The 24037-nt window shown below is 55.7% G+C and carries 23 protein-coding genes and 2 pseudogenes; 7 read left to right on the plus strand and 18 right to left on the minus strand.

Annotation, left to right across the window (positions count from 1 at the left end; genetic code table 11):
- Positions 1 to 261: pseudogene (locus tag ACESQ2_RS07100) on the plus strand (ABC transporter ATP-binding protein); the annotation flags it as partial.
- Positions 262 to 317: 56 nt separating this feature from the next.
- Here ACESQ2_RS07100 and ACESQ2_RS07105 read toward each other — a convergent pair.
- Genes ACESQ2_RS07105 through budA form a run of 3 tightly spaced genes read right to left on the minus strand, consistent with a single transcriptional unit; the run spans position 318 to position 3581 of the window.
- Positions 318 to 1088 carry a (S)-acetoin forming diacetyl reductase gene (locus tag ACESQ2_RS07105; RefSeq protein ID WP_014838693.1) on the minus strand — a complete coding sequence of 257 codons (771 nt, stop codon included), beginning with the start codon at positions 1086 to 1088 and terminating at the stop codon, positions 318 to 320.
- Positions 1089 to 1111: 23 nt separating this feature from the next.
- Complete coding sequence (gene alsS, locus ACESQ2_RS07110; protein WP_014838692.1) at positions 1112 to 2791, minus strand: acetolactate synthase AlsS; 1680 nt, start codon at positions 2789 to 2791, stop codon at positions 1112 to 1114.
- Positions 2792 to 2801: 10 nt separating this feature from the next.
- Positions 2802 to 3581 carry an acetolactate decarboxylase gene (gene budA, locus ACESQ2_RS07115; protein WP_004851637.1) on the minus strand — a complete coding sequence of 260 codons (780 nt, stop codon included), beginning with the start codon at positions 3579 to 3581 and terminating at the stop codon, positions 2802 to 2804.
- Between the two features lie 106 nt (positions 3582 to 3687).
- Between budA and ACESQ2_RS07120 the strand changes: the two genes are divergently transcribed.
- Entirely contained in the window at positions 3688 to 4560 is an 873-nt protein-coding gene (locus ACESQ2_RS07120; protein ID WP_014229640.1) for a LysR family transcriptional regulator, read from the plus strand.
- Positions 4561 to 4588: 28 nt separating this feature from the next.
- On the opposite strand, the gene cspF is transcribed toward ACESQ2_RS07120, so the two are convergent.
- Entirely contained in the window at positions 4589 to 4801 is a 213-nt protein-coding gene (cspF, locus tag ACESQ2_RS07125; protein WP_004136705.1) for a cold shock-like protein CspF, read from the minus strand.
- Between cspF and ACESQ2_RS07130 the strand changes: the two genes are divergently transcribed.
- The gene (locus ACESQ2_RS07130) at positions 4749 to 5027 is read left to right on the plus strand and encodes a hypothetical protein (protein ID WP_373170314.1); all 279 of its coding nucleotides are present in this window, start codon (positions 4749 to 4751) and stop codon (positions 5025 to 5027) included. The genes cspF and ACESQ2_RS07130 overlap by 53 nt on opposite strands.
- Here ACESQ2_RS07130 and ACESQ2_RS07135 read toward each other — a convergent pair.
- Positions 4972 to 5142, minus strand: a complete 171-nt coding sequence (locus tag ACESQ2_RS07135) for a YnfU family zinc-binding protein (protein WP_213220741.1) — start codon at positions 5140 to 5142, stop codon at positions 4972 to 4974. The genes ACESQ2_RS07130 and ACESQ2_RS07135 overlap by 56 nt on opposite strands.
- Positions 5143 to 5459: 317 nt before the next feature.
- Between ACESQ2_RS07135 and ACESQ2_RS07140 the strand changes: the two are divergent.
- Positions 5460 to 5723: pseudogene (locus ACESQ2_RS07140) on the plus strand (Na+/H+ antiporter NhaC family protein); the annotation flags it as partial.
- A gap of 42 nt (positions 5724 to 5765) precedes the next feature.
- Here ACESQ2_RS07140 and ACESQ2_RS07145 read toward each other — a convergent pair.
- Entirely contained in the window at positions 5766 to 5906 is a 141-nt protein-coding gene (locus tag ACESQ2_RS07145; RefSeq protein ID WP_004851627.1) for a hypothetical protein, read from the minus strand.
- Between the two features lie 315 nt (positions 5907 to 6221).
- On the opposite strand from ACESQ2_RS07145, the gene ACESQ2_RS07150 reads away from it, so the two are divergent.
- Positions 6222 to 7130, plus strand: a complete 909-nt coding sequence (locus ACESQ2_RS07150; RefSeq protein ID WP_025105876.1) for a DUF535 family protein — start codon at positions 6222 to 6224, stop codon at positions 7128 to 7130.
- Between the two features lie 115 nt (positions 7131 to 7245).
- Here ACESQ2_RS07150 and ACESQ2_RS07155 read toward each other — a convergent pair whose 3' ends face one another.
- The gene (locus ACESQ2_RS07155) at positions 7246 to 7917 is read right to left on the minus strand and encodes a helix-turn-helix domain-containing protein (protein WP_046878510.1); all 672 of its coding nucleotides are present in this window, start codon (positions 7915 to 7917) and stop codon (positions 7246 to 7248) included.
- A 404-nt stretch (positions 7918 to 8321) separates the two neighbouring features.
- Here ACESQ2_RS07155 and ACESQ2_RS07160 point away from each other — a divergent pair, with 404 nt between their 5' ends.
- Positions 8322 to 8873, plus strand: coding sequence for a tyrosine-type DNA invertase (locus tag ACESQ2_RS07160; protein WP_004851620.1), 552 nt, complete (start codon positions 8322 to 8324; stop codon positions 8871 to 8873).
- Between the two features lie 37 nt (positions 8874 to 8910).
- On the opposite strand, the gene ACESQ2_RS07165 is transcribed toward ACESQ2_RS07160, so the two are convergent.
- The 6 genes from ACESQ2_RS07165 to ACESQ2_RS07190 all read right to left on the minus strand — a co-directional run bounded on the left by ACESQ2_RS07165 (position 8911) and on the right by ACESQ2_RS07190 (position 15445).
- Positions 8911 to 9438 carry a fimbrial protein gene (locus ACESQ2_RS07165; protein WP_025105874.1) on the minus strand — a complete coding sequence of 176 codons (528 nt, stop codon included), beginning with the start codon at positions 9436 to 9438 and terminating at the stop codon, positions 8911 to 8913.
- 45 nt (positions 9439 to 9483) lie between these two features.
- Positions 9484 to 10485 (minus strand): fimbrial protein, encoded by a 1002-nt coding sequence (locus ACESQ2_RS07170; RefSeq protein ID WP_373170265.1) that lies wholly within the window; start codon positions 10483 to 10485, stop codon positions 9484 to 9486.
- A gap of 15 nt (positions 10486 to 10500) precedes the next feature.
- Positions 10501 to 13071, minus strand: a complete 2571-nt coding sequence (locus ACESQ2_RS07175; protein WP_373170266.1) for a fimbria/pilus outer membrane usher protein — start codon at positions 13069 to 13071, stop codon at positions 10501 to 10503.
- Positions 13072 to 13131: 60 nt separating this feature from the next.
- Positions 13132 to 13821, minus strand: coding sequence for a molecular chaperone (locus ACESQ2_RS07180; protein WP_046878506.1), 690 nt, complete (start codon positions 13819 to 13821; stop codon positions 13132 to 13134).
- 100 nt (positions 13822 to 13921) lie between these two features.
- Positions 13922 to 14440, minus strand: coding sequence for a fimbrial protein (locus ACESQ2_RS07185; protein WP_046878505.1), 519 nt, complete (start codon positions 14438 to 14440; stop codon positions 13922 to 13924).
- Between the two features lie 456 nt (positions 14441 to 14896).
- The gene (locus ACESQ2_RS07190) at positions 14897 to 15445 is read right to left on the minus strand and encodes a tyrosine-type DNA invertase (protein ID WP_032749775.1); all 549 of its coding nucleotides are present in this window, start codon (positions 15443 to 15445) and stop codon (positions 14897 to 14899) included.
- 424 nt (positions 15446 to 15869) lie between these two features.
- On the opposite strand from ACESQ2_RS07190, the gene ACESQ2_RS07195 reads away from it, so the two are divergent.
- On the plus strand, positions 15870 to 18275 hold the full coding sequence (locus ACESQ2_RS07195) for a membrane-bound PQQ-dependent dehydrogenase, glucose/quinate/shikimate family (RefSeq protein WP_049070091.1): 2406 nt from the start codon (positions 15870 to 15872) through the stop codon (positions 18273 to 18275).
- Between the two features lie 75 nt (positions 18276 to 18350).
- On the opposite strand, the gene ACESQ2_RS07200 is transcribed toward ACESQ2_RS07195, so the two are convergent.
- The 5 genes from ACESQ2_RS07200 to ACESQ2_RS07220 are packed head-to-tail and all read right to left on the minus strand — an operon-like array spanning position 18351 to position 23943.
- Positions 18351 to 19316: an oligopeptide/dipeptide ABC transporter ATP-binding protein gene (locus ACESQ2_RS07200; RefSeq protein ID WP_345911318.1), complete on the minus strand. Its 966-nt coding sequence runs from the start codon at positions 19314 to 19316 to the stop codon at positions 18351 to 18353.
- Positions 19313 to 20293 carry an ABC transporter ATP-binding protein gene (locus ACESQ2_RS07205; RefSeq protein ID WP_048262246.1) on the minus strand — a complete coding sequence of 327 codons (981 nt, stop codon included), beginning with the start codon at positions 20291 to 20293 and terminating at the stop codon, positions 19313 to 19315. Before ACESQ2_RS07205 ends, ACESQ2_RS07200 begins: the two co-directional genes overlap by 4 nt.
- The gene (gene opp4C, locus ACESQ2_RS07210) at positions 20290 to 21237 is read right to left on the minus strand and encodes an oligopeptide ABC transporter permease (protein ID WP_004851599.1); all 948 of its coding nucleotides are present in this window, start codon (positions 21235 to 21237) and stop codon (positions 20290 to 20292) included. The genes ACESQ2_RS07205 and opp4C overlap by 4 nt, the downstream gene beginning before the upstream one ends.
- Positions 21237 to 22196, minus strand: coding sequence for an ABC transporter permease (locus ACESQ2_RS07215; RefSeq protein WP_224259928.1), 960 nt, complete (start codon positions 22194 to 22196; stop codon positions 21237 to 21239). The genes opp4C and ACESQ2_RS07215 overlap by 1 nt, the downstream gene beginning before the upstream one ends.
- A 43-nt stretch (positions 22197 to 22239) precedes the next feature.
- Positions 22240 to 23943, minus strand: a complete 1704-nt coding sequence (locus ACESQ2_RS07220) for an ABC transporter substrate-binding protein (RefSeq protein ID WP_373170267.1) — start codon at positions 23941 to 23943, stop codon at positions 22240 to 22242.
- Positions 23944 to 24037 lie beyond the last annotated feature (94 nt).

Raw genomic sequence — 24037 nt, forward strand, 5'->3', positions numbered from 1 at the left:
GTCGGGGAGGGGGTCAAGGTGGGGGAAGAGGCGACGGCGGTGATCCGCGTTGAACGCCTGCGCATCGCCTCAGCGCCTGAGGAGAATATGCTGGCACTGCCGCTGCTGACCAGTATGTATCTCGGCGACCGCTGGGAGTACCTGTTTCGCACCGAGGGCGATGATTTCGCCATTCGCGCCTACGGCAGCGCGCTGCGCGATGCCGAGCGCTGCCATCTGGCCTTGCCCGTCAGCGACCTGTGGATCTTCCCTAAAGGGTGAGATAAAAAAGCCCCGGCGCTGAAGCCGGGGCAAACCATGTCAGAGCTTATTTATTATTAGCTAAATACCATGCCGCCATCGATCAGCAGCGATTGGCCGGTCATATAGTTGGAGTCCGGACCGGCGAGATAAGAGACGCAGGCCGCGACGTCTTCCGGCTCGGAAAGCCGTCCAAGGGTAATGCGTTTGGCGAACTCCTGGGTCCCGTAGCCCAGCGGTTTACCCGCCGCTTCGGAAACCTGACGGTCGATTTCCGCCCACATTGGGGTTTTAACGATCCCCGGGCAGTAGCCGTTAACGGTAATTCCCAGATGCGCCAGATCGCGGGCGGCGGTTTGCGTCAGGCCGCGCACGGCAAACTTACTTGAGCTATAGACCGCCAGTTCCGGGTTACCCACGTGGCCCGCCTGGGAGCAGGCGTTGATGATTTTGCCGCCGTGGCCCTCTTTTTTAAACGCCTCTACCGCGGCCTGGATACCCCAGATAACGCCTTTGACGTTGATATTGTAGACTTTATCGATCACGTCCTCGCGAATCTCTTCGATAGGCGTGGAGGGGGCCACCCCGGCGTTGTTCACAATCACGTCAAAACCGCCCAGGCCCTTCCGCGCCTGTTCTACGGCGGCAAAAACCTGGTCGCGTTTAGAGACATCCACCTTCACCGCCAGCGCCTGACCGCCGCCGCGGTTAATTTCATCGGCGACCGCCTGTGCGGTGGCGTCATTGTAATCGGCGATAGCCACGGCAAAACCATCTTTAACCAGGCGAAGGGCGATAGCTTTCCCGATGCCCTGGCCCGCGCCGGTCACGAGTGCGACTTTTTTCATTGCTGGATTCCTTCTGTAGTAACTCAAAGTATTTGACTGAGATGAAGCTGGCCCATCAGCAGCGGGTTGTCGCTGTAATCAACGGGGATGGCGACCACGGCGGGGCCGTCGACGTCCATCGCCGCCCGCAGCGTCGGCTCAAGGGCGGCAGCGCTCTCTACCGCAAACCCTTTGGCGCCGAAGGCTTCGGCGTAGGCTTTAAAGTCCACCGGACCGAACTCAACGCCGGAGAGCCGCTGGTATTTTTTCTCTTCCTGAATCGCCACCATGTTGTAGCCGTTATCGACCCAGATGATATGCAGGACGTTAGCTTTTAGCCGTACGGCGGTCTCCAGCTCCATACTGGATTGCAGGAAGCCGCCGTCGCCGGAAACCGAAACCACTTTGCGCTGCGGGTTCACCAGCCAGGCGCCAATCGCCCACGGCAGCGCCACCCCCATGGTCTGCTGGCCGTTGGAAATCATGACCTGACGGGCGCGGAAGCTGTAGAGATAGCGGGCGATCCAGATATGAAAGCTCCCCATATCGACGGTCAGCGTTACGTCGCTGTTGACGATGTCCTGCATGGCGCGAACGATGCGCAGCGGATGAAGGGCAAACTGGTTCAGCTGTGCGCCGCGGCGGTCGAGCAGCTCCCGCTGATGCTGGCGGTCAACCAGGATCTCGGCGGCCTGCGGCGACAGCACCAGCTGGTGGTCGATACGCTGAGAGAGTTTGTTTAGAGTGGCGGCAATATTGCCGACCAGCTCGATGTCCGGGGTATAGTTGCGCTCTTCGTAAGCCGGCAGCACGTCGATATGCACCAGCGTGGCGTTGCCGTTATTCCACATGGCCGGTTCGTACTCCACCGGGCTATAGCCGATGCAGATGACCAGGTCGGCGAGATGCAGGAGTCGATCCCCCGCCTGGTTATTGAACAGCCCAACCCGCCCGGCGAAGCGGGTAAAGTGGTCCTGATTCACCGCGCCGGCGGCCTGATAGGTGCTGGTAACCGGGATATGGCTTTTTTTCAGCAATTCACGCAGCGCCGCGCTGTTTTCCGCCTGGCTGGCCATCAGGCCGAGCAGGAATATTGGATTTTTAGCGCCGGCAATCATCTTCGCGACTCGCTCAATGGCTTCGTCCGGCGCCGCACCGGTCTGCGGCGCATCGCTGGCGGGCAGAACCCTGGCGTGGACCGGCCCGTCGACCACGTCCTGCGGCAGGCTGACGAAGGCGCTGCCGGGACGTCCCTGCTCGGCGGCGCGAAACGCGTTGGAAACCACTTCCGCCAGCGCTTCCGCGGCGGTGACTTCCACCGAGTATTTGGTTACCGGACTAAACATCGCCACCGTATCCATACTCTGGTGCACCTGTTTGGCCTTGTCGGCGCGTTTTACCGCACCGCCCAGCGCCACCACCGGGTCGCCTTCGCTGTTTGCGGTGGCCATGCCGGTAATCAGGTTGGAGCAGCCGGGGCCGGACGTGACCAGCGCGACGCCCGCTTTCCCGGTGATGCGGCCAACCGCGGCGGCCATAAACGCGGCGTTGGCTTCGTGGCGTACCGGAATAATGCGAATGGAGGAGTCCAGCAGCGAATCGAAGACTTTATCGATTTTGGCCCCTGGAATGCCGAACACCTGTTGTACGCCCTGCGCCTCAAGCTGGCTGACGATAAGGTCGGCGCCGTGCGCCCACTGGCGCGGTTGATGTTGATTATCCACGAGAATCTCCTTAGTTTTCGACTGAGCGAATGGCGGCATCAAGATTGTCAGGATGCAGATCCGCCTGCAGGAAGGCGCTATCGGCAGGAAGGTCAATCATCAATTTGTGGATCTCACCAAAGGTCAGCACGCCGTGGTCGAGCTGATAATCGAGCAGATGGCCGCCGCCCTGGCGGTCATCGGTGATGAAGTGTTCGTGGTAGCCGGCAACGTTAATGCCCTGCATATGCTGCGGCGTGCGAAACCCCACCAGTACCCCTTCGCGCTGGTTGAAGCGGAAAACGGGCTGGTCGTCGAGCACGTCGGTCATCGCCCGGTAGGGCGGCGTCTGGCGCGGTACGGTGCGGGTATGGGCGTGGCGAAAATGGCCGTTGATACGCAGGGCGCAGAACAGATTATCGGAGGGGATTTGCCGGTCGATAATGTCGTGCAGCTGTTCGCGGCTGACCGGTTTATCAAACGTTTTGCGGTACTGCGGCTGAAACCAGGTCATCACCGCGAAGGGCGTACGCTGCTCCATGCGGGCTTTGCGGGCGCTGCCGTCGGCGCGCAGCTGGTAAACCTCGCTGCTAAACGCGATCAGCTCGCCGTCCAGTTCATTAAAGGTGCCCAGGCCGAAATCGCCGTGGGTGAGCAAATCGGCGATGGTGGTATTGCCCTCATAAACGCCGCTCAACAGCGCGCTCATCAGAGAAGTCTGGTAGATGACGCTATCGGGATGTTGCGCGGAAAATCCTCGTAGAGTTTCACACAGGCTCTCTTCGCAAGAGCATTCAGCAGAATGGTTCATTACCCGCTTCCTCGTTCAACGAATATCAGAAAGGTTAAATAAATGTTGACGCGATTCAGCTCACAGTTCCAATATAGAATCTATGATTTTTTGAGACGTTTTCGATATGGAACTTCGTTATCTGCGCTACTTCGTCGCCGTCGCTGAGGCGCGACACTTCACTAAAGCGGCAAAAGAACTTGGCATCTCCCAGCCGCCATTAAGCCAGCAAATACAGAGACTTGAACGGGAAATTGGCACGCCGCTTTTCCGCCGTTTAACCCGCGGCGTCGAGCTGACGGAAGCGGGGGAGTCTTTCTATGAGGATGCCTGCCAGATCCTGGCATTAAGCGACGCGGCGCTGGAAAAGACCAAGGGGATCGCCCGCGGGTTGAACGGCCGACTCTCGCTGGGCATTACCAGTTCTGATGCCTTTCATCCGCAGATCTTTAGCCTGCTCCAGCAGTTTCAGCACAGTCACCCGGGAGTCACGTTACATCAGGTCGAGGGCAATATGGCGACGCTGATGGGGGCGCTTGGCGAAGCGGAGCTGGATATCGCTTTTGTGCGCCTGCCCTGTGAAAGCAGTAAAGCGTTCAACCTGCGAATTATCGACCAGGAGCCGATGGTGATTGCGCTGGCGCGTTCGCATCCGCTGTCGTCCCACAGCGAGCTGACGCTGGAGCAGTTAACGGACGTGGCGCCGATTCTTTTCCCGCGGGAAGTGGCTCCGGGGCTGTATGAGCTGGTGTATAACAGCTATCTGCGCGCCGGTATTGATATGCAACGAACGTATCAGTCATCGCAAATATCATCGTCGTTAAGCATGGTGGAGGCCGGATTCGGGTTTGCGCTGGTGCCGCAGTCCATGACCTGCATCACGCTACCTAACGTCAGCTATCACCCTTTGTCGGGCACGCCGCTAAAAACCGATATTGCTATCGCCTGGCGACGCTACGAGCGCTCGCGCACGGTGAAGCGTTTTCTGGCCATGTTTTAATCCGCTCGGTAGCGCCTGGAGCCGGTGTTTACGAAAGATAGACATTGGCGGCGGTTGGCCCTCGCAGTCCGTTAACGCGACGAAATTCAACGCGGATTCCCGGGCTGATTGTGGTGGGTTCGCCGGGCGATAATGCGGAAATATGAACCTGAACGTCTTTGCGACCATCGGAGGGGATTATCAGGCCTTTGCCTGTTTTATTATCAAATGCTTTGACAATACCTGTCATTTTTTGGAACAACGAAATACCTTTTAAATATGAAAACCGGCACGACTATACAGTAAGCGCGCGGGAAGTCTATTCAAATCAAAATAAAACCCGCGCTGGCGGGCTTTTTTTCGCCAAAAGAGATCGGCGCTGGCTGATTATTGCTCAACCACGCGCGGCAATCGGCATCTGGCAAGAGAAAATTATGCAGCGGGACGTGATGAGGACTGAAAGAGTTTATGGCAGTAGGGACAAATGAGTTGCGCACCTTTTTGGACTCGGCTGAAGCTGTGTTCTGAATCCTGGGAGCAGTTAGGGCAGGAGCATTTAACCAGATAATTACGGCGAGTTTTAGCGTCTTTGCGTTCTGACATATGATATTTCCTGATTTAAGAGCGTATGACCATACAGCATTCTAAAGAAAATAGCTCTAACTCATTCTTCGCAGCGGTGGCTCAGGCTGTGAGCGGCAGGACGAAAAAAAGATCCAGCGGAAGCGTGCAGGAGAAGATTTTTCCTCTACCTTTTGTGATTAACATCACCCTTTAAAATAAAGTTATTTTATATCAATTGCTTAATGATTATTGATTTTGGCGTGTAGAGAACAGTTTTCTCGTTTTTTCCCTGAATAGAGTGAAAATAGGCAAAATTTTCTTCCTTGTCTGATATACATTTTAATAGTGATTGAAGGACGCAAATCTCTTTTATCTGGTTCCGCGCGCGGTATTCTGAACGTTGAGAACTTTTCAAAGAAGTTTATATCGGCTAAGCCAGCATAGTTAAAATTAGTTTAATCATGATCCTGGCTTTCCTGATGGGGCATATTTCAGCGGAACTGAACACCGGGCAGTATATTGCCTCCATTACCTCCGGCGTTATTCCATCCGGTTTCGCGATCGGCTTTATCTTTCTGATTGCCACGGTGATGTCGCTGGCCGCGGGCATCCCCTGGGGGAGAGGCAGGTAAAAAAAACCGGCAGGGCAGCCGGTTTCGTCGTTAGATCTTACAGGCGTCGCCGCAGTCATCGTCGGCAACAACGGCCTGCGCTTTTTTATCGGCCTCTTCAAGGCGCTCAGCGTTGCGCTCTTGCGCTTCTTCCAGCCCGCTAAAGACGAGGTTATCGAGATCAATTTCCATGCGTTACCCACTTAAGTTCAGTTTTGACCGTGAGCAAGCATAGGCAAAACGCCGGGGGGATGCACCCGGTGTGAACCCGTGTAGCACATAGCGATAAGTGCGGGTGTGTTATTGCGTGCTGTCGGGAGCGAGCGCGGGTCGGGATCCTACTAATAATAATAGTTGAAAGCATGTTTTATAACCTGCCGGTGATTATTATAGTCGCGATCAAATTATTTATTAAACGAATCGACAACGAGCGCTGGGTTAGACATTGACTTGTATAAAATATGCTAATATTGACCGGCTTATGGATGTATCTATGGATTATGGTCAATGGTCTCGACAACAGCAGTAGCCGCTATCAAAGAATGGCGGAAAACTAATAAATTTATTTGTCACGTTAAACTCAACTATAAAAAGGTATTGCGGAAATGCAGAGAAATATCTTTAATCGGAGGAAAATATAAGGAATATCAGACGTTATGTGAAAATTACGCTTGCGCAAAACTAACAGGAGCAACCGAGGGGCTGGTTAACTTTGAAGATAAACCCTTTAAGGCCTATTTAAATAAAAAGATGTCAAAAAGAGCGAAGCTCAATATTGCTCATGGCGCTTTGAATTTTATAGAGAAAACCTTTCTTCCCGAGGCGTTGCCGCAGCTGTACGATATGAAAGCATTTGGTCGTTCGCTAATCACTATTCCACTGAAAAACGGTACCTGCATTGATGTGAAGCTGCTGGCATCGCCTTTTCAGGAGGAGGGGGAGCTGATGCTATTAATGTTCCTGGGTGATAAACGCGTCTACAGTATCTGTTTTTCCTGCACCGAAGATGGCCGGGCCTGGATTGGCGGCATCCAGGGTGGGAAAGACATTGATAATGAAGAAGTGAAAGCGCTGACCAAGGAGCTTTACGGCATCCGACCTAAGAACTTAATTATCACGCTGCTGTACGGTTTTTTGTCGCATTTCAATATCAAGGAGATCTATGCGATCGACAGCCATTACCATGTTAAAAGCGACAGAGTAAAAACCAGCTATTCTGAGCTTTGGCTGGAAATTGGCGGTGAGAAGCATCGTCGCGGCTGGTATAAATTACCGGCGAACGAGATAAAGAAAAGCCTGGAAGAGGTTAAAAGCAAGCACCGGAGCCAGTTTATCAAGCGAGAAGGCTTGAAAGAGCTGGCCCAGCTGGATATGGCCGCCGCGCTACGCGACATTAGCGTGGATCGTCACTGCTGATTATCCTCGTTTCGCATTTGCCGGTGGGCAGGGGGCTGCCCACCGGCAATGGCGGAGTCAACGCAAGCTGAATGCGGCCGGCGCCTTCATCGCGGTGGCCGCTCGGCGAAAGACGTTATTCACTAAGCTTTAGGCTGGGAGGCAGTTGATTCATCGTCACCAGAATCCCTCGATGGAGCTGAATAGCGCCCAGCTGTTTTAATTTGGCCAGGGTTCTCATGACCCCACTGCGCGACAAGAAGGTTCTCGACAGAATATAATTGGCGGCGGTGATTTTATTTTTGATCGCTTCCGGTTCATTATTTAATTCTATAAGCTGATGAACGATGATTTCATAACAGGAAAATTTAGAAACCTTAAAGCAGTGGGCGTAGACTTTGGCCGACGAATATTCCAGAAGTCGTGAGACATTTTCCCATAATTGCTGTTCGGCGATGATCTTATGCGCCTCGTTAATTGATATCAGGCCAATAGAAGATGTTTCCTGGGTGCGCAGGTAAATATGCCGAGAATAACGTAGCTGACTATTCATGCCAAAGATGAATGGACTCGTTTCGGAGTTGATGATGAGTCCATCGTTGTTGCGATATAAAGACATCGTGCCACGGAACAAAACCAAGCATTGATGCTGGTTTTCTTTTACTATGCCGATGTTTCGTCTCCCATTCATTAACATTTGGTTACATTTGGGTGCCAGGCAGCGAATGAGTTTATCAATGTCGTCTATGGGTTTGGTGATGGTCCGGAGCAGATCTGTGTCATGTTGCACACGAGGGATTGTTTCCATGCTTATGATTTCCTTATAAAAAAGAGAACTCCCAAAAAACAGCAAACTGTAGCCAAAACATTATCGATGACGCTGAGGGGGCGAATAAACCCCCAATGAGTCTACACATAGACTTAAAAAAACTTGCCGCCTCATCAGACTTAAGATAAATATTAATAGCATAAGCTTATAAACCTCCTTATTTACATAACAGCGAAATCTATTTGGTTTTAATTTTATCGATGTGATATTTGGGCTATTCCTGATATTTGATATTATTGGGCGGTAGCGTTTATGACTATTAACAGTGTTCAGGACTTGCAGTTATCAAGGATTGCTCGACAGTGGATTGCCAGTAGCCATGAGCAGAGTCAATACAGGAGCCGAATCACAGGGGCTCCATTGAAGAAACCGTCAGGTTGGCTATGAAAAAACGAAAATATTTAAGTAAAAAAGAGGTGCAGGCATTAATTGCTGCTTCGCAGCAGCAGGATGGCTCGCTGCGTGATTATTGCATGCTCCTCATGTGTTTTATTCACGGACTGCGCGTAAGTGAATTACGTTTTTTAAAAGTGAGCGATATTGATTTATCCAGCCAGCGGATCGCCATTCGGCGTTTAAAAAATGGCTTTTCAACCATTCATCCTCTTCAGCCCCGTGAACAGCTGGCGTTAAGCCAGTGGCTGGTTAAGCGCACGAGCTGTTTAAACGCCGATCTTCCCTGGCTGTTCCTGTCGCGAAAAGGCACTCCGCTTTCCCGACAGCACATTCACGTTATGATGCGAAATTATGGCGTGCAGGCCGGCATTGCCGTTCCGGTACACCCGCATATGCTGCGCCACGCCTGCGGTTATGCGCTTGCGGAAGAGGGCGTTGATACACGTTTGATTCAGGATTATCTCGGCCATCGCAATATCCAGCATACCGTCTTGTATACGGCGAGCAATCCGGCGCGCTTTAGCTCGATTACCCTCTGAAGCCGGAGTATCTGGCTCGATAAGAGCCAGATACCCTTTAGTTATAGGTAAAGTTCATAACGACCATCGCGCTGATATGACCCGCGGTGGCGTCACCTGCGACGCTAAATATGCGCGCGCGCATATCGAATATGGCCTGACGGTTATTATCGACATCGACGGCAATAGATTTTCCGCTGCCTGCATTAATTGAACCGGTTATACGCTGAAGTTCTATCGCGACATTGCGTGAACTGTCCGGGCTGCTCACGTTGGCATATAAATCAGGGTCAGCTCCGTCGACAGGGCCTGTAAAGTGAGCGGTAACGCTTGATGTTCCTACAGGGCAGTGGCTCAGCGTGACGTAAAATTCTTTCCACTCGGAGTAAGAGTTGGCCGCGCTAAGCCGGCGGCTGGGAATATTTTGTCCGAGATCGATATTATAAATACCGTTGTTTTCGACGGTGCAGGAAGACGCAACAATATCGCCGTTGATATAAAGAGTGACATCCGCAGCATAAGCGGGTAATGACGACGAAATCGCCGTAAATAACGTTATGACGGCCGGGCTGGCGATAATTCTCATTATCGACTCCTTAAGTAAGCAGTGAGAAACGAGAGCGGGATAAACTCAGTTGTACATCATCGTTAAGGTGGCCACCGCGTTGGCGTGGCCGGGATGAATCTCCGGCGTGTTCTGGTAATAGCGAAAGGTGAGCGGCAGGGTTATCGATGCGCCAGCCTCAGGGATGGTGCCGACCGGGAAAAAACGATCGAACTGGACGGGCGAGCCGTTATAAAGCACCTGAACGCCGACCCCCTGGGCTACGCCGATTTCATTGCTTAAGGCCACTACGCCGAGCGTCGGGGAGAGATAATTTTGACTGCTTATTGACGTATTCACGGCGACCTTATCGTCGCATCGCACCGGAATTGACAGCTTTTTTTCGTCGCTGGTGCTGCCCGGACCAGAGAATTGGCCCACCGGAACAGATCCCATGTTGACAGTTAACGTCGAGGGGACGGTGCAGCTTACCGCTTTATAAACAATATCTCCGGCATAGCCGATATAGTTTTGCTGCCCCTGGCTGCCGATGCCCAGACCGGTATCATAGACCCCCATGCCAAATTTGGTTTGCGCGACATCGAGAGTACCGCTCGTTGCCGTATCCCCCGTTTTTACCAGCGTTAGTGTGACCGTATATCCAAAGGTCATGCTGGCGTCGCGGGAGATATACCCCAGCGCCTGCGCGCGCGTATCGCAATCGCTGCCGATACCACTCACCCTTTGGCCAGCGCTATTTTGTAGCGCAATACCGATGCCTTCGACGCCGGTTTCATAGACCCCCGGAAAACCCGCGACTTCTTCGCCGCTGCCGTAATAGCAGGCGATAATGGGGTGCCCCGGGGTGACATCCGCCCAACCGCTGCGGCCTTTGCAGTTTCCGTTAAAGGTGAAGACCCGCTGCGTGCCGGGAATATCGCTGCCTACCGGCAGCGCCCGCGATACCGCGATCTGCGCGAGCTGCTGGGTAAACGGCGTGGGCGGAGAACTGGGACAATAGTTGTTCTCCGCGTGGGCAGCGCTGGCGATCAGAGTAACCAGCATAAGGGGGACGTTGACTCGTTTCATATCGTCATGCTCCTGCTATAAACACTGTGCATTAAGGTTGATGATCCCGCTGGCGCTTTGCGTCAGGCTGTAATTCACTCTGCACCGGCCATCAGGGTCGTGACTCCAGCTAACCTCCAGCTGACCCGCGTCTTTTAGCCCCGTCAGATAAACCTGTCCTCCATCGCCTACGATGAAGCTTTTTGGCGTCGGGGAGGCGGGATCGATAACCGTTGCGCCGAACGGTACCGACGCGCCGTTGCGTTTTCTCAGGGTCATCAGGACCCGTTTACCGAGGCTGGTTTCATAGCTGGCCTTCACCAGCGCGCCGCGCGTGGGGATGACCGTCTGCGTTGCCAGCGCCAGTTCGGCATCATCGGCCAGGGTTTCGGTATTCAGCGTGAGATCGTTTTTGCGATAGGGGCTGAGGTAGGGGACGACGGTGTAGCCGAAGCGATCGGTTTTGACGCCTGACTGCCCAAGCACCGCTACGTTTTGTGCGCCGGGCGCGGCGATCAGCGCCATCGTTTCGCCGAGGGGCTGGCTAAAGGTGAGGCCGTTGCGATGCGCCACGATCCCGCCCTGCAAACCATAGTTAACGCGTTCGCTGTAGCGATCGCGGGCGTAGCCGACGAGGGTCTCGGCGTAAGAGGCGCGCCAGTCGGCATTAATCCCGCTATTGCTTCCCTGGCCCTGAGAACCATAGCCCTGCATGACGCTCCAGCTCAGATTGTTATCGGCCAATAAGGTACCGCCCAGGCTCAGATTATTGGTGGTATTCCCCTGCTTACTGGTATTCATCATGTAGCTGACGTAGGTGGGATGGCCGCCGAATAATTTCTCCAGAGGAATGCTCATGGTGAGCGCAAACAGCCCATCGCGGTCGTAGATGCGCCCGGAGCGCTGGCCGTAGCGTTCCGCAGAGTGAATGTTATAGCTGTAGCTCAGACCGAAACTGATGCCTTTATACGAACCGTTGTAGCTCGCGCTATATGACTCCATGCGCTTGTTTGTATCCCAATAGTCTTCCACGATGGCGCTAAGCGCGAGGTTGCCTGGTATCTGAAACAGGTTCTGGCTGACGGTTAACTCGGCGCGGTTGCGCCTGCGTTCCGGCATCACGTAGCGCCGCCCATCGCGCCAGGTATTAAGAACGTCCTGCATATCCCAGTAGCCGCTGGTGGCATAGCGATAGCCCGCGAAGGTGAAGTTAGTCCCGGTCTGCACCAGGTTTTTGCTGTAGCGAATACGCCAGGATTGGCCTTCTTCTCGCGGTCGATTTTTTTGCTGCGACCAGGCCTGGGTGATATCGGTGGATAGGGCGCCAATGGAGCCCAGGTTTTTACCTATGCCCAACGCTAACGCCTGGTATCTGTTACTGAACTGGCCGCCGCCGTATACGGTGTAGCCGGCGGGAAGGCCATAAATCGCCGTGCCGGCGGCCAGCGGGGCTTTATCGATGCCGTTGTCATAGGCGCGGTAAACGCCGGTGGTCATGGCGTATTTTAACCGGCCTTCGCGCTGCAGCACCGGGACCGAGGCGTAGGGCACCACGAGGAATTGTTCGCTGCCGTCAGACTCTTTGATGGTGACGTACAGATCCCCGGAACCGCCGGTGGGGTACATATCGGTGATTTCGAAGCTGCCGGGCGAAACGTAGGTCTGATAAATGATGTATCCGTTTTGTCGGATCGTGACCTGGGCATGGGTACGGGCGATCCCCCGCACTACGGGGGCATAGCCGCGCAGGCTCTCCGGCAGCATATCGTCGTCAGACGCCAGCTGGCCGCCGCGAAACGGAATACTGTCGAAAATATCGGAAGGCGTGGTGCTATCGCCCAGCGTCAGTCGGCTCTTCAGCGAGCGTATATCGCGCTGGGCGTAGGTATAAACGGTATCCCATTTTGTTGAGGTGCCGCTTTCACCGTTCTGGCTGTTGCGGTTCCAGGTGGTGTAATTACGCAATCGCCAGGGACCGATATTAAGACCGGGGCGTAAATTAATGTACTGCGCGTTTCCGCCGCCGCCGCCGCCTTTTTTGTCCCGGTTGTTGGCGCCGCTGACGCTGTAATTGACCAGAGCCGCCGGAATGCCGTCATCCCACCGCGCCGGATCGACCCAGCCGCGCGCGGCGTTGGTAAGGGAGGATTGGGGGAAACTTAACAGCAGCTGCTGGTGCGAGAAACGAAAGTCGGCGCTGGCCTGAGGAATCGCCGCCAGCCTTGCGCAGCTGGCATCGGGCTGGCCTAACGTCGGATAACGCTGGATCATGACGCCCCATGAGGCCAAATCGTTCAGGGACAGGCAGGGCTGTAATGTGTTCTGTCCCTGCGCGTTTTGCTGTATGCGGAACTCAACGTCCCGGGTATCCACCTTGCTGTCATTGACATAAATATCCACCCTGTAGCGTCCGGGCTGCTGCCCGCCATGCTCCTCGAAGGCGGAGAGATCGGTGGTGGCCAGACCGCCTGCGCCGGTTTCCAGATGGGCGGGGTTGAACCGTTCCCTGGCGTTAGCTGAGGGGCTTATCCCCACGATCAGGACAATCTGGGTGGCGATAAGGTAAGCTAAATTCAAGGGCGAGTCGCTTGAGGTTCTTTTGTTCATCCTGAAATGCTCCTTAGCTGACGGCAAATCGCCGCAGCGCAAACCGTCGGCAGCGGCGGGTTAGCGAACCTGCGTGTGGCTTTTTCCCACGCCGCCAAAGTCGCTAATGATTTTCCATGACACCAGGCCGGTCACCTTGCCGGGTGTGGCAAACGTGGCTGAGCTCATGGGGGCGACAAAGGTGGCTTCGGTAATGGGATGATTGCCCACCCTGACCTCGTTGAAATTCATGTAAAACGGCGTCGGATTCGATACCGTTAGCCTGCTGCCCGTCAGGCGCCATTTCAGCTTATGGGTCACCTCTTCCGGGATACCCTTCAGCGTGTTGGGGCGATAAATAAGCTTGAGGCGCGTTCTTACGGCGATTTGCAACGTATTCGCATCTTCCGGGGCGGTATTTGTCGGAATAGCTTTGACGTTTAGCCAATAAAGCGACTCGCGATCGGTGGGGAGCTGACCGCCGGTATTGACGATCCGCAGCAGGTTTTGCTGATTGCCGTCGAGGCGGAACAGCGGCGGGGTAATAATAAACGGCGGCCTGGCCGGATCGTTATTGTGCGGCTCCACCCACGACTGGATCAGATAAGGGCCGGTATCCGAATTGCTGACGCTTAAAGAGGCCTCTTTTTTGCTTCCATCAAAAATCAGTCGCGTGCCGCCAATAGTGACGCCGCCGCTTTCTGCCGCCGCCGCTAATTCGTTCGCCAGCACCAGGAGGAGAAGGGGAAATATTCTATATCCTTTATGCATGATAGCTATTGACTCCACAAATACGAAAAGGGACGGACCGGCCGCTGCCGGTCCGCGGAAATAACGCCAGCGCAAAAGAAATACGCTGACGAAATATCCGTTAGTTGTAATTGAGGGTAAATGTGCTGGTAGAGTTAGCGAACCCTGCGTTTACGGTGCTTGAGGTCGCATAATAGCGGGCGACGAAAGCGAGTCTATTTCCGCCCGGCTGCAGCGGGTAAGCGGACGAGGCGGTATATAATGGAACGACGACGTTTTTATTATCCATTAACTGGATCCCGACGCCCTGTGCCACGCCAGGCTCTTGGGTGAGCGCCAGAATAGTGCCGACGCTGCTATCCGCCGTGCCGTCGAATTTTACCGTGGCCGACTTAGCGGATTTCGGGCAATCTTTCAGCTCAATAATAAATTTAGTCGCCGAGGCCGTGGAGCCCGCGCCGGTGAAGGCCTTGCTGGAGACATTCCCCATCATAACCGACAGCGGGTTGGTCATATTATTGATCACGGTACAGGCGCTATCGGTGATGGAGCCGTAAAAATTAATACGGCCATCATCCGCGAATACGGAGGCGGACATGACACCGGCTAACAGACCAACAGCAATAAGACTCTTGTTCATAAGGTAGTCCTTATAGGCAATATAGAAAGGTAATAGCCTCACAGAAATAAATTTCTCATGAGCCTTTATTAATCTGATAGCCAGATGTCGTGCTGAAATAGATTCAGTGACGCTGAGGTTTATTTCTGCAGAAGACATTTTGTATCAAAGTGTCATGTTTAGTTTTATCTATTTTGTTTGTTGATTTTTTAGATGTAGATGCCAAGGATGGCGATTTTTGCAATATTAAAAACCATAAATTCAGGAATGTATGGTAAATAATCTGGCGTTTCGGAGGGGGACGGCTGAGGTCAGGGTTTGCTGGAAAATGGGCGTTAGTTTCTAATTTATTGATAATTAATGTTTTTAATTTTTAGAGATGCGAAAAACCTTACGGGTTGACAGGTTATTGGCGATTTATTATGTTAGTGACAATCTGATACATTATGTCAAGTAAGAAATATATTGGTTATCGCGTCACCATATATTTTTAAATCTTGCAGCATTGCTCGCAGTATAAAGCACCGTATGCTGAATATTTCTGTGACCGAGATAATCCTGAATTAGCCGGGTATCCATGCCCTTATCGGCCAGCGAAAAACCGCAGGCGTGGCGCAGCATATGCGGATGGGCCGCAATCCTTAAACCCGCACTTTGGCTATAGTGGCTAATCAATACGTGGATCCGCTGACGCGATAGCGGCGTTCCTTTTTGCGAAAGAAATAGCCAGTCACTGTCGCTGTTGCGATAGTTTTTACGCACCGACAGCCATTCACGAATAAACGTCATCTCGCTGGAAAAGAGAGGATGCGTTGTGGAAAAGCCATTTTTAAGCCGTTTGACGTAAATAGAGTGGTTATGCAGGTCAAGATCAGATAGCCGCCAGTGGCGAATTTCGCTGACGCGGCAGCCGTGAATGAAGCACATCCAGATTAAACAACGATCCCTCTCCGGGTTCGCTCCCTTATACGCCTCGTTGATGATTTTTTTTATCTCCGTTTCGGTGAGATATTTTCGTTTATTCATGTTTAATCTCCTGAACAGCCATGAAATTTTCCCCTTCAGGTGTCAAGGCGAATGGCTTCGCCCGATGTAAGCGGTCAAATGAACGCGCCGGGTATGATTAAACAGCGGGGGGAGGATAGCAAGACGGATCGGACTGATTCGCCTGGATCGAAACGCGCTTAACAGCGGATGCAACGCGGGCTTTGCGGCTTTCGTTATAACCCATCATTCGTTCAACTTACTTTTATAAATTAAAAAATTTTAAACATTTAATGCCTGATAGTTTTACATTATTTTTACAAATACATATAATTCCTTACGTTCTTCGCTCTGTCCGAGAGCGTCCAACCAACATGATATGCGCTATGCGCTTTTATTGGTCTGATAACGCGCTGTTTATATGAGATGTTTTGGTTTTTTCGACTGACGTCGTATGGGATGAAATATGGACGAACAACAAGGTAGCGGTAGGGGCCTGTTCTTTACCGTTTACCGGGTACTTTTTGCATTACTGAGCTTTGGCACTGGACTCTTTTTCACTATCTGGGGGGGCAAACTCCTCTCTCTCGGCGGCAGCGCCTGGTATCTGTTAGCCGGTCTCGCTTATCTGCTTATCGCCGTCGGCTATCTTGTCCGCAGCCGCTATGTCCTGCCTTTTGCCATTCTGACTTTCCTGTTGACCCTTTGCTGGGCGCTGTATGAAGTGCAGCTCAGCTATTGGGGCCTGATCCCCCGGCTGGTCGTTCCCGCGCTGATGCTGATGCTGGCGCTGTGGCTGGCGGCGACGCTGCCGATCCCGCCTGCGCGCAGACGCTACGCCAACTGGAGCGCCTCGGCGATTTTCCTCCTGCTGCTGGCGACGCTGGTTTCCGCCTTCTACCCGCACGGCGGTATTCATCACGGCGTGGTGAAAGCGAGCGACGACAGCACGCCGACCCTGGCTGCCAAAAGCGATAACTGGGCGTTCTTCGGCCGCGATGCCTCCGGCACCCGTTTTGCGCCGTACGATGAGATCACGCCGCAAAACGTCAAAAACCTGAAAGTCGCCTGGACGTATCACACCGGCCGCCGGCTAACCGGCGCCGGGATTGGCGTCGATGAAAATACCCCGCTGCAAATTGGCGACACGCTGTACTCCTGTACGCCGCTGAACGTGGTTACGGCGCTGGATGCGGATACCGGGAAAGCGCGCTGGCGTTTTGACCCGCACGCAAGTACCGCCGAACACGTCACCTGTCGCGGGGTCGGCTATTACGATGTACAAAGCGATGATTCGCTGAGCGCAGAAGAGAAGGCCAGCCTGGCGCTGCAGCAGTGCCCGCAGCGTATCCTGGTGTCTACCGTCGACGCCCGTTTGATCGCCCTGAACGCCAAAACCGGCGAACTGTGCGATGACTTCGGCGATCACGGTAGCGTCGATCTGAAACAGGGTATGGACAATACCGAAAACAGCAAACGCTACCACCCGACCTCAACGCCGGTGATTATGGGGCATATTGCGGTGCTCGGCGGCTGGGTGCGCGATATCGTGCACGGCGAGCCGTCCGGGGTGGTACGCGCGTTTGACGTACGTAACGGAAACGTGGTGTGGGCGTGGGACGTCGGCCAGCCGGAAAACGTTACCGACCCGGTAAAAGGTCGCGTCTATACCCTCGAAACGCCGAACGTCTGGACGGTGCCGGGCTTTGACAAAGAGCTGAACCTGATTTATCTGCCGACCGGTAACGGTCCGCCGGACTACTGGGGCGGCGATCGCAACGCGGCCAAAGAGAAATACGGATCTTCCGTGGTGGCGGTGGACGCCAGCACCGGCGAGACGAAGTGGGTCTTCCAGACCGTGCATCATGATATCTGGGACTATGACCTGCCGTCGCAGCCGGTACTGTTCCATATGAAAAACGAGCGGGGCGAAGAGGTTCCGGTTCTGATCCAGACCACCAAAACCGGGCAGATTTACGTACTCGACCGGCGTACCGGTAAGCCGGTGACCCGCGTGGAAGAGCAGCCTGTCGCCCATGATGGTGCGGAAGGCGAGCATCTCTCCGCCACCCAGCCGTTCTCCACCGGCATGCCGCAGCTGGGCGTCGAGCCGCTCACCGAGAAATCGATGTGGGGCGTGACGCCGTTCGATCAGCTGATGTGCCGTATCGATTTCAAAGCGTCGACTTATCTTGGCATGTACACGCCGCCGTCAGAGAAGCCGTACATTGAGTGGCCAAGCCTGCTGGGGGGCATGAACTGGGGCGGTATTACTATCGATGAGCGCACAGGAACGCTGTTCGTCAACGATATGCGGATGCCGTTGAGAATGTCGCTGGTGCGCAAAGAGGATATGGCGAAATATAAAGTCTCCACCGACGAGGTGCCCGGCTTTATGGGAACCGTGCGGCCGCAAATTGCCGGGCCATACGGCGGCGTGCGGATCGATATTTTGCAGTCGGCGCTGGGCGTTCCCTGTAATACCCCGCCGTTTGGCACCATGAGCGCCATTGACCTCAACACTCGCCAGCTGTTGTGGCAGGTGCCGATGGGGTCGGTGGAGGATACCGGTCCGCTGGGGCTGAAAACGCACATGCATATCCCGCTGGGTATGCCGACGCTGGGCGGCCCGACGTCAACCGCTTCCGGACTGGTGTTCTTCGCGGGAACTCAGGATAACTACCTGCGCGCGCTGGATTCCGCCACCGGTAAAGAGCTGTGGCGCGCTCGTCTGCCGGTTGGGGCAGTGGCGGCGCCGCTGATCTATAAATCACCGAAAAGCGGTAAAGAGTACGTGGTGATCTCCGCCGGGGGCGCCAGCCACTCGCCGGACGTGGGCGATGATATTATTGCCTTCGCGCTGGAAGAGTAGCCGCAGCCGTTTCGCTCTTGCGCAAGTAACCGCCCCCTGTGGGCGGTTTTTTTATGGTCCGAAGGCTGGCCGGCGCTAAACCGCGTGACAGGCGACGTGGTGGCCGTCGGCGACCTCCCTTAATAGTGGAATATCGCGACGGCAGCGGTCGCTGGCCTGCGGGCAGCGGGAGGAAAAGCGACAGCCGGAAGGCGGCCGGGACGGGTCGGGAATTTCACCTTGTACCACCGCGACCGGCTCGCTGTCCGGATCGAGGGTCGGTACCGCCGCCAGCAGCGCCCGGGTGTAGGGATGCAAAGGCCGGCTGAATAGCGCATCGCGGCTGGCGGTCTCCACCAGTTGCCCGAGATACATCACCGCCACGTCATCGCAGAGATGTTCTACCACCCCGAGATCGTGGGAGATAAACAAAAACGTCACCCCATGATCGTCGCGCAGATCGGAAAACAGATTAATAATCTGCGCCTGAATCGACACATCGAGGGCCGAAATCGGCTCATCGGCAATAATAAAATCCGGGTTTAAGATCAGCGCCCGGGCAATGCCGATGCGCTGACGCTGGCCGCCGGAAAACTCGTGCGGGAAGCGGTTGTAATGCTGCGGCGCCAGCCCGCAGATGCGCATCACCTCAAGGGTTTTGTCATACAGCTCCGCCCGGCGACAGAGCTTGTGCTCCAGCATCGCCTCGCCAATGGCGTCGCCGATGCGAATGCGCGGGTTTAACGAACTGTAGGGGTCCTGAAATACCAGCTGGATTTTAGGCCGCAGCGCGCGCATTGCCCGCGGCGGCAGTTCGGCAAGTTCCTGACCGCGAAACTTGACGCTGCCGGCGGTCTTCTCATACAGCCCCAGTAGCGTACGGCCAACGGTGGTTTTCCCGCTGCCGGATTCGCCCACCAGACCAAAAATCGTTCCCCGGCGAATCTTAAAGCTCACGCTATCCACCGCCCGCAGTACGCCGGTCTGCTGACCGAACAGCCCATCGCGCAGCGGGAAGTGTTTTTTCAGCCCATCCACTTCAATCACGTATTCATGACTCATGTCACGGACTCCGAAAGTTCACTGTAAAAGCAGGCGGCCTGCCGGTCTTGCCCTGACAGCGGCGGAATGCTCTGTCGGCAGCGCGCGGTGGCTTTTGCGCAGCGCTCGGCGAAGGCACATCCGGCGGGAAGGGCGGCGAGGTCCGGCACCTGGCCGGGGATTGAATAGAGGCGTCGGCGCCGGGCCCCCGGCACCGGCCGCGAGGCAATCAGCCCCTGGGTATAGGGATGCTGCGGGTGACGCAGAATCGCGGCGGTCGCGCCCTGCTCGACGATACGCCCGGCGTACATCACCACAACGTGCTCGGCCATCTGCGCGATAACCCCGAGATCGTGGGTAATCAGCATCATCGCCATCCGGTTGGCCCGCGCCTGGTCGCGCAGCAGGCGCAGGATCTGCGCCTGCACGGTGACGTCCAGGGCGGTTGTCGGCTCATCGGCAATCAGCAGCTTCGGCTGGCAGCTCAGCGCCATGGCAATCATCACCCGCTGCAGCATGCCGCCGGAAAGCTGATGCGGATAGCTGGCCATCAGGCTATCCGCGCGCGCCAGCCCGACATCCGTCAGGCGCTGGGTAGCGTGCCGCCATGCGGCCTTCGGCGGCTCGCCGCGGTGGCGAATCAGCGGTTCGCAGAGCTGCTCGCCGACGGTGAGTACCGGATTCAGGGCGGTCATCGGCTCCTGAAAAATCATCGCCAGCTGATTGCCGCGCAGGTCGGCCATACGGGCGTTTTTCAGCCGCAGCAGGTCCTGGCCCTCAAAAAGAATTTCCCCGCCGTCAATGCGCGCCGCCTGCGGTGGCAGCAGGCCCATTAACGACATGGCGGTGACGCTTTTGCCGCAGCCGGATTCGCCGACCACGCCAACGGTCTGCCCGGCGCGAATAGTGAACGACACATCCTGTACCGCGCGTACCCGGTTTTTGTCGGCGGCAAAAGAGACCGAAAGCTGATTAAAGGTGATTAATGCGCGACTCATTTCAGCCTCTGTTTCATTTTAGGGTCCATGGCGTCGCGCAGGCCGTCGCCCAGCACGTTGATGGCGATGACGGTGATAAAAATGGCGATCCCCGGCGGCATCCACAGCCAGGGCCGGCGCTGAAAGTCGATCAGGCTGTTGGCGGCGTCCATCATATTGCCCCACGACGGCGTCGGCGGTACCACGCCAAGCCCGAGGTAGCTGAGCGCCGACTCGCTGAGGATAGCGTTCGCCACCGCCATGGTCGCCATGACCACCAGAATCGGTACCGTATTCGGCAGCAGATGACCAAACAGACGGCGTCGCGCCGACAGTCCCAGCACCTGGGTCGCCAGCATAAAGTCGCGCTCGCGCAGGGAGAGGCACTGCCCGCGTACCAGGCGCGCCAGCTTCGGCCACTCCAGCAGGCTCAGCATAATTACCACCATATAGATGCGTGAGTCCGGTGAGAAATCGAGCTCCGAGAGCATCGCGCCCGCGACAATCAGCAGCGGCAGGCCGGGGATAGTCATCACCAGATCGGCAAAACGCATAATAAGTTTATCGGTCAGGCCGCCGGCGTAGCCCGACAGCGCGCCGAGCAGATAGCCAAGAGTGACCGACAGCAGCATGGTCAGCAGGCCGATAATCAGCGAAATGCGCCCGGCCAGCAGCAGGCGGGTGTAAATATCGCGACCGAGAAAGTCGGTACCCAGCCAGTGTTCTGCGCCGGGCGGCCTGTTAATCATCAGCGCGTCGGTGGCATCGTCTTTCCACGGCGACCACAGCGGCCCCAGTATGCACCAGAGGGCCATTACGACCAGCAGCAGCAGGCACAGCATCGCCAGGCGATTGCGGCGCAGCGCCTGCCAGGCCTGACGCCAGGGGGATGGGGTCACCTGCGCCAGCGCCGGGATTTCCGCCTTGCGCAGGCGTCGGTTAGCAGAAAACAGAGAGCTGAGCATCAGGACCTCACGCGAATGCGCGGGTCGACCCACGCGTAAAGCACATCGGCAATCAGGTTGCCAAGAATGGTCAGTACCGCCAGAAACAGGGTAAAGCCCATTAACACCGGGTAGTCGCGGGCGGCCAGCGAATCGATATGAATATGCCCGGCCCCCGGCCAGTTAAACACTTTTTCGGTAATGATCGCCCCGGAGAACAGCCCCGGCAGCTCGAAGCCGAGCAGGGTGATGATCGGCAGCAGGGCGTTACGCAGGGCGTGCTTGAGGATAACCGCGCGTTCGCGCAGCCCTTTCGCGCGGGCGGTGCGGACAAAATCCATTTTCACCACGTCGAGCATGCTGGCGCGAAAATAGCGGGTCAGGCTGCCCGCCTGGAGCATCACCAGCGCCAGTACCGGCAGCACCAGATGGGCGGCGACCTGCAGCACATACTCCCAGCCGCTGTCGTCGCTGCCGGTATTGGTCATGCCGCCCACCGGTAGCCAGTGCAGGTCGACGGCGAACCACTTGATGAGCAGCAGACAGAGAAAAAAGGTCGGGAACGACATGGCGGCGAACACCGCGACGCTCACCAGATGATCGAACGCAGAATTGGGCTTCAGCGCTGAGACCACGCCCACCGTCAGGCCAATTCCCCAGTAAAATACCAGCGCCACGCTGGCCAGCAGGAAGGAGTTCCAGATGTACTGGTTGAGCAGCTGGCTGACCGGGATCTGGTACTGCAGCGAAAACCCGAGATCGCCGCGCAGCAGCTGGCCGAGCCAGTGGATATAGCGGGTGAGCAGCGGCTGATCCAGGCCGTAAATGGCTTTCAGTTCGGCGGCGCGGGCGGCGGTGAGGGTGATATTGCCGTCGATAAAATCGCCCGGCGTTTTGGCAAATAGCATAAAGATAATCAAGGAGGCCAGCAGCAGCATCGGCAGCGTTTGCAGCAGCCGTCTCAGGATGAAATTTCTCATGACATTCTCACGTCAGCCGCCGGTCATCCCGGCGGCCGGGGATTTACTTAACGATTTTGACATCCGGCAGGCTGCCGGTCAGGCCGTTGTAGATATCCGGTTTGAAGCCGGTGACCCGGGCGCTGCTCGCCGAGAGAATTTCACGGTAGCCGAGAAGGATCACCGGCGGGTCCTGCGCCAGTACCTGATACAGCTGGTGGTAGATAGGCTTACGTTTCTCGACGTCGAGCACTGAGTTACCTTCGGTAATCAGCTTATCGACCTGCGGGTTGTTATAGCCGGACTCTTTCGCTTCCGCGCTGTAAAAATCCCACACGCCATCATGCGGGTCGTTAAGGGTGCTGGTGCTGAACGACGCCAGATCGTAATTACCCGACTTACGCTGCGCCATCAGGGCGTTGAAATCGACGACCTGCGGTTTTAACAGGACGCCAATCTGCTGCCAGTTCTCTTTGGCGATGGGGATCAGCGCATCGTTGAGCACTTTCTTGCTCACCAGCAGCGTTAACTCCAGGCGCTTGCCCTCTTTTACGCGGATACCGTCCGGCCCCGGTTTCCAGCCGGCTTCGTCAAGCAGCTTTTTCGCCTGCGCCGGGTCATAGTGATACGGGTTCACCCCGTCGGCGTTCCAGGCCCAGGAGATCGGCGCGATAGGCTCAATCGCCACCTTGCCGTAGCCCTGGTAGACCACATCAATCAGCTTCTGGCGGTCGAGGCCGTAAATCAGCGCCTGGCGTACCTTCACGTCCTTCAGCGCCGGGCGGCGGACGTTAAATTCCACCTGGCTGTAGTCGCTGGAGCCGTAAAGGTTGATGTTGGCAAAGCCGAGCATTTTCAGCTGTTCGATATCGTCAGGACGCGAGGTAAAGGCGTCGTAGTCGGTTTCGCCCGTCTGGAAGAGCTGGAAGTTGGTTGACGGGTTGGTCACGCGATAGATAAAGCGCGGGGTGGGCGGCGTACCGCGATAAAAATGGCTGTTGGCGTGGAAACGAATCTCCTGGCCGGGGATGTATTTGTCGTAAACGTAGGGACCGTTGCCCAGCGGTTTGCCGTGCAGGGTGCGCAGATAGTCGAGGTTGCCGCGCTGGTAGCCTTTGCCGTAATAGGCTTTGGAGAGTACCGGGCCGCCAATTTTTGCCAGCGTCGTCGCGCCCGGCTGGGTGGTGGTCACCTGCAGCGTTAAGGGGTCAAGCACTTTCAGACCGCTGACGCTATCGGCTTTCGCCGCTTTGTACTCCGCGCCGCCGGCAATATTGGCGAGCGTGATATCAGTATCGCCGTCGTATTTCGGATCCAGCAGCACGGTAAGGGTAAAGGCGACATCGTCGGCGGTCAGCGGCGAACCGTCGCTAAAGGTCAGGTTGGGGCGCAGCTTGATGGTGTAGACCTTGTTATCCGGACTCACTGTCCAGCTTTCGGCGAGGCCCGGCACCAGATTGCCGTGGATGTCCCAGTCGATCAGGCGAGCGAAAATCACGTTGGTGACGTTCTCATCCCAGCCGTTGACGAAGAAGTAGGGGTTAAAAATGCCCTGCGGCTCGGAGATGCCGGCCACGACGGTATCTTTGCGCAGCTTCGCGGCCGCGGGGATCTGGCTGGCATCGCTGGCCGGGGTGATCCCTTCTTTTAAAATGTCGTCGGCGATGGCGACCGAAGAAAATGCCACCGCGCCGCCGAGCAACGCGATTTTCAGAGCAAGCGCGAACCGCGTCTGTTTGGTTTTTAACCCGTGCAGTAGTCTGGACAAAAGTGCTCCCTCATCAAAGAATTGCGTAAAATATTTACAAATCATGACGAAAGATAAGAGGCGCACCGCGCACTGTCTAACACCGAAAAGCTAT

Source organism: Klebsiella sp. Q11 (assembly GCF_964241505.1).
Taxonomy (GTDB): Bacteria; Pseudomonadota; Gammaproteobacteria; order Enterobacterales; family Enterobacteriaceae; genus Klebsiella; species Klebsiella michiganensis.

Coding starts and splice junctions, on each gene's coding strand:
- budA (WP_004851637.1), bottom strand. CDS start 3,581: ATGAACCATTCTGCTGAATGCTCTTGCGAAGAGAGCCTGTGTGAAACT.
- ACESQ2_RS07150 (WP_025105876.1), top strand. CDS start 6,222: ATGGTCTCGACAACAGCAGTAGCCGCTATCAAAGAATGGCGGAAAACT.
- ACESQ2_RS07215 (WP_224259928.1), bottom strand. CDS start 22,196: ATGAGAAATTTCATCCTGAGACGGCTGCTGCAAACGCTGCCGATGCTG.
- ACESQ2_RS07155 (WP_046878510.1), bottom strand. CDS start 7,917: ATGGAAACAATCCCTCGTGTGCAACATGACACAGATCTGCTCCGGACC.
- ACESQ2_RS07175 (WP_373170266.1), bottom strand. CDS start 13,071: ATGAACAAAAGAACCTCAAGCGACTCGCCCTTGAATTTAGCTTACCTT.
- ACESQ2_RS07200 (WP_345911318.1), bottom strand. CDS start 19,316: ATGAGTCATGAATACGTGATTGAAGTGGATGGGCTGAAAAAACACTTC.
- ACESQ2_RS07145 (WP_004851627.1), bottom strand. CDS start 5,906: ATGGAAATTGATCTCGATAACCTCGTCTTTAGCGGGCTGGAAGAAGCG.
- ACESQ2_RS07120 (WP_014229640.1), top strand. CDS start 3,688: ATGGAACTTCGTTATCTGCGCTACTTCGTCGCCGTCGCTGAGGCGCGA.
- ACESQ2_RS07185 (WP_046878505.1), bottom strand. CDS start 14,440: ATGAACAAGAGTCTTATTGCTGTTGGTCTGTTAGCCGGTGTCATGTCC.
- ACESQ2_RS07165 (WP_025105874.1), bottom strand. CDS start 9,438: ATGAGAATTATCGCCAGCCCGGCCGTCATAACGTTATTTACGGCGATT.
- ACESQ2_RS07135 (WP_213220741.1), bottom strand. CDS start 5,142: ATGTCAGAACGCAAAGACGCTAAAACTCGCCGTAATTATCTGGTTAAA.
- opp4C (WP_004851599.1), bottom strand. CDS start 21,237: ATGCTCAGCTCTCTGTTTTCTGCTAACCGACGCCTGCGCAAGGCGGAA.
- ACESQ2_RS07190 (WP_032749775.1), bottom strand. CDS start 15,445: ATGAATAAACGAAAATATCTCACCGAAACGGAGATAAAAAAAATCATC.
- ACESQ2_RS07195 (WP_049070091.1), top strand. CDS start 15,870: ATGGACGAACAACAAGGTAGCGGTAGGGGCCTGTTCTTTACCGTTTAC.
- ACESQ2_RS07205 (WP_048262246.1), bottom strand. CDS start 20,293: ATGAGTCGCGCATTAATCACCTTTAATCAGCTTTCGGTCTCTTTTGCC.
- ACESQ2_RS07160 (WP_004851620.1), top strand. CDS start 8,322: ATGAAAAAACGAAAATATTTAAGTAAAAAAGAGGTGCAGGCATTAATT.
- ACESQ2_RS07170 (WP_373170265.1), bottom strand. CDS start 10,485: ATGAAACGAGTCAACGTCCCCCTTATGCTGGTTACTCTGATCGCCAGC.
- ACESQ2_RS07180 (WP_046878506.1), bottom strand. CDS start 13,821: ATGCATAAAGGATATAGAATATTTCCCCTTCTCCTCCTGGTGCTGGCG.
- ACESQ2_RS07105 (WP_014838693.1), bottom strand. CDS start 1,088: ATGAAAAAAGTCGCACTCGTGACCGGCGCGGGCCAGGGCATCGGGAAA.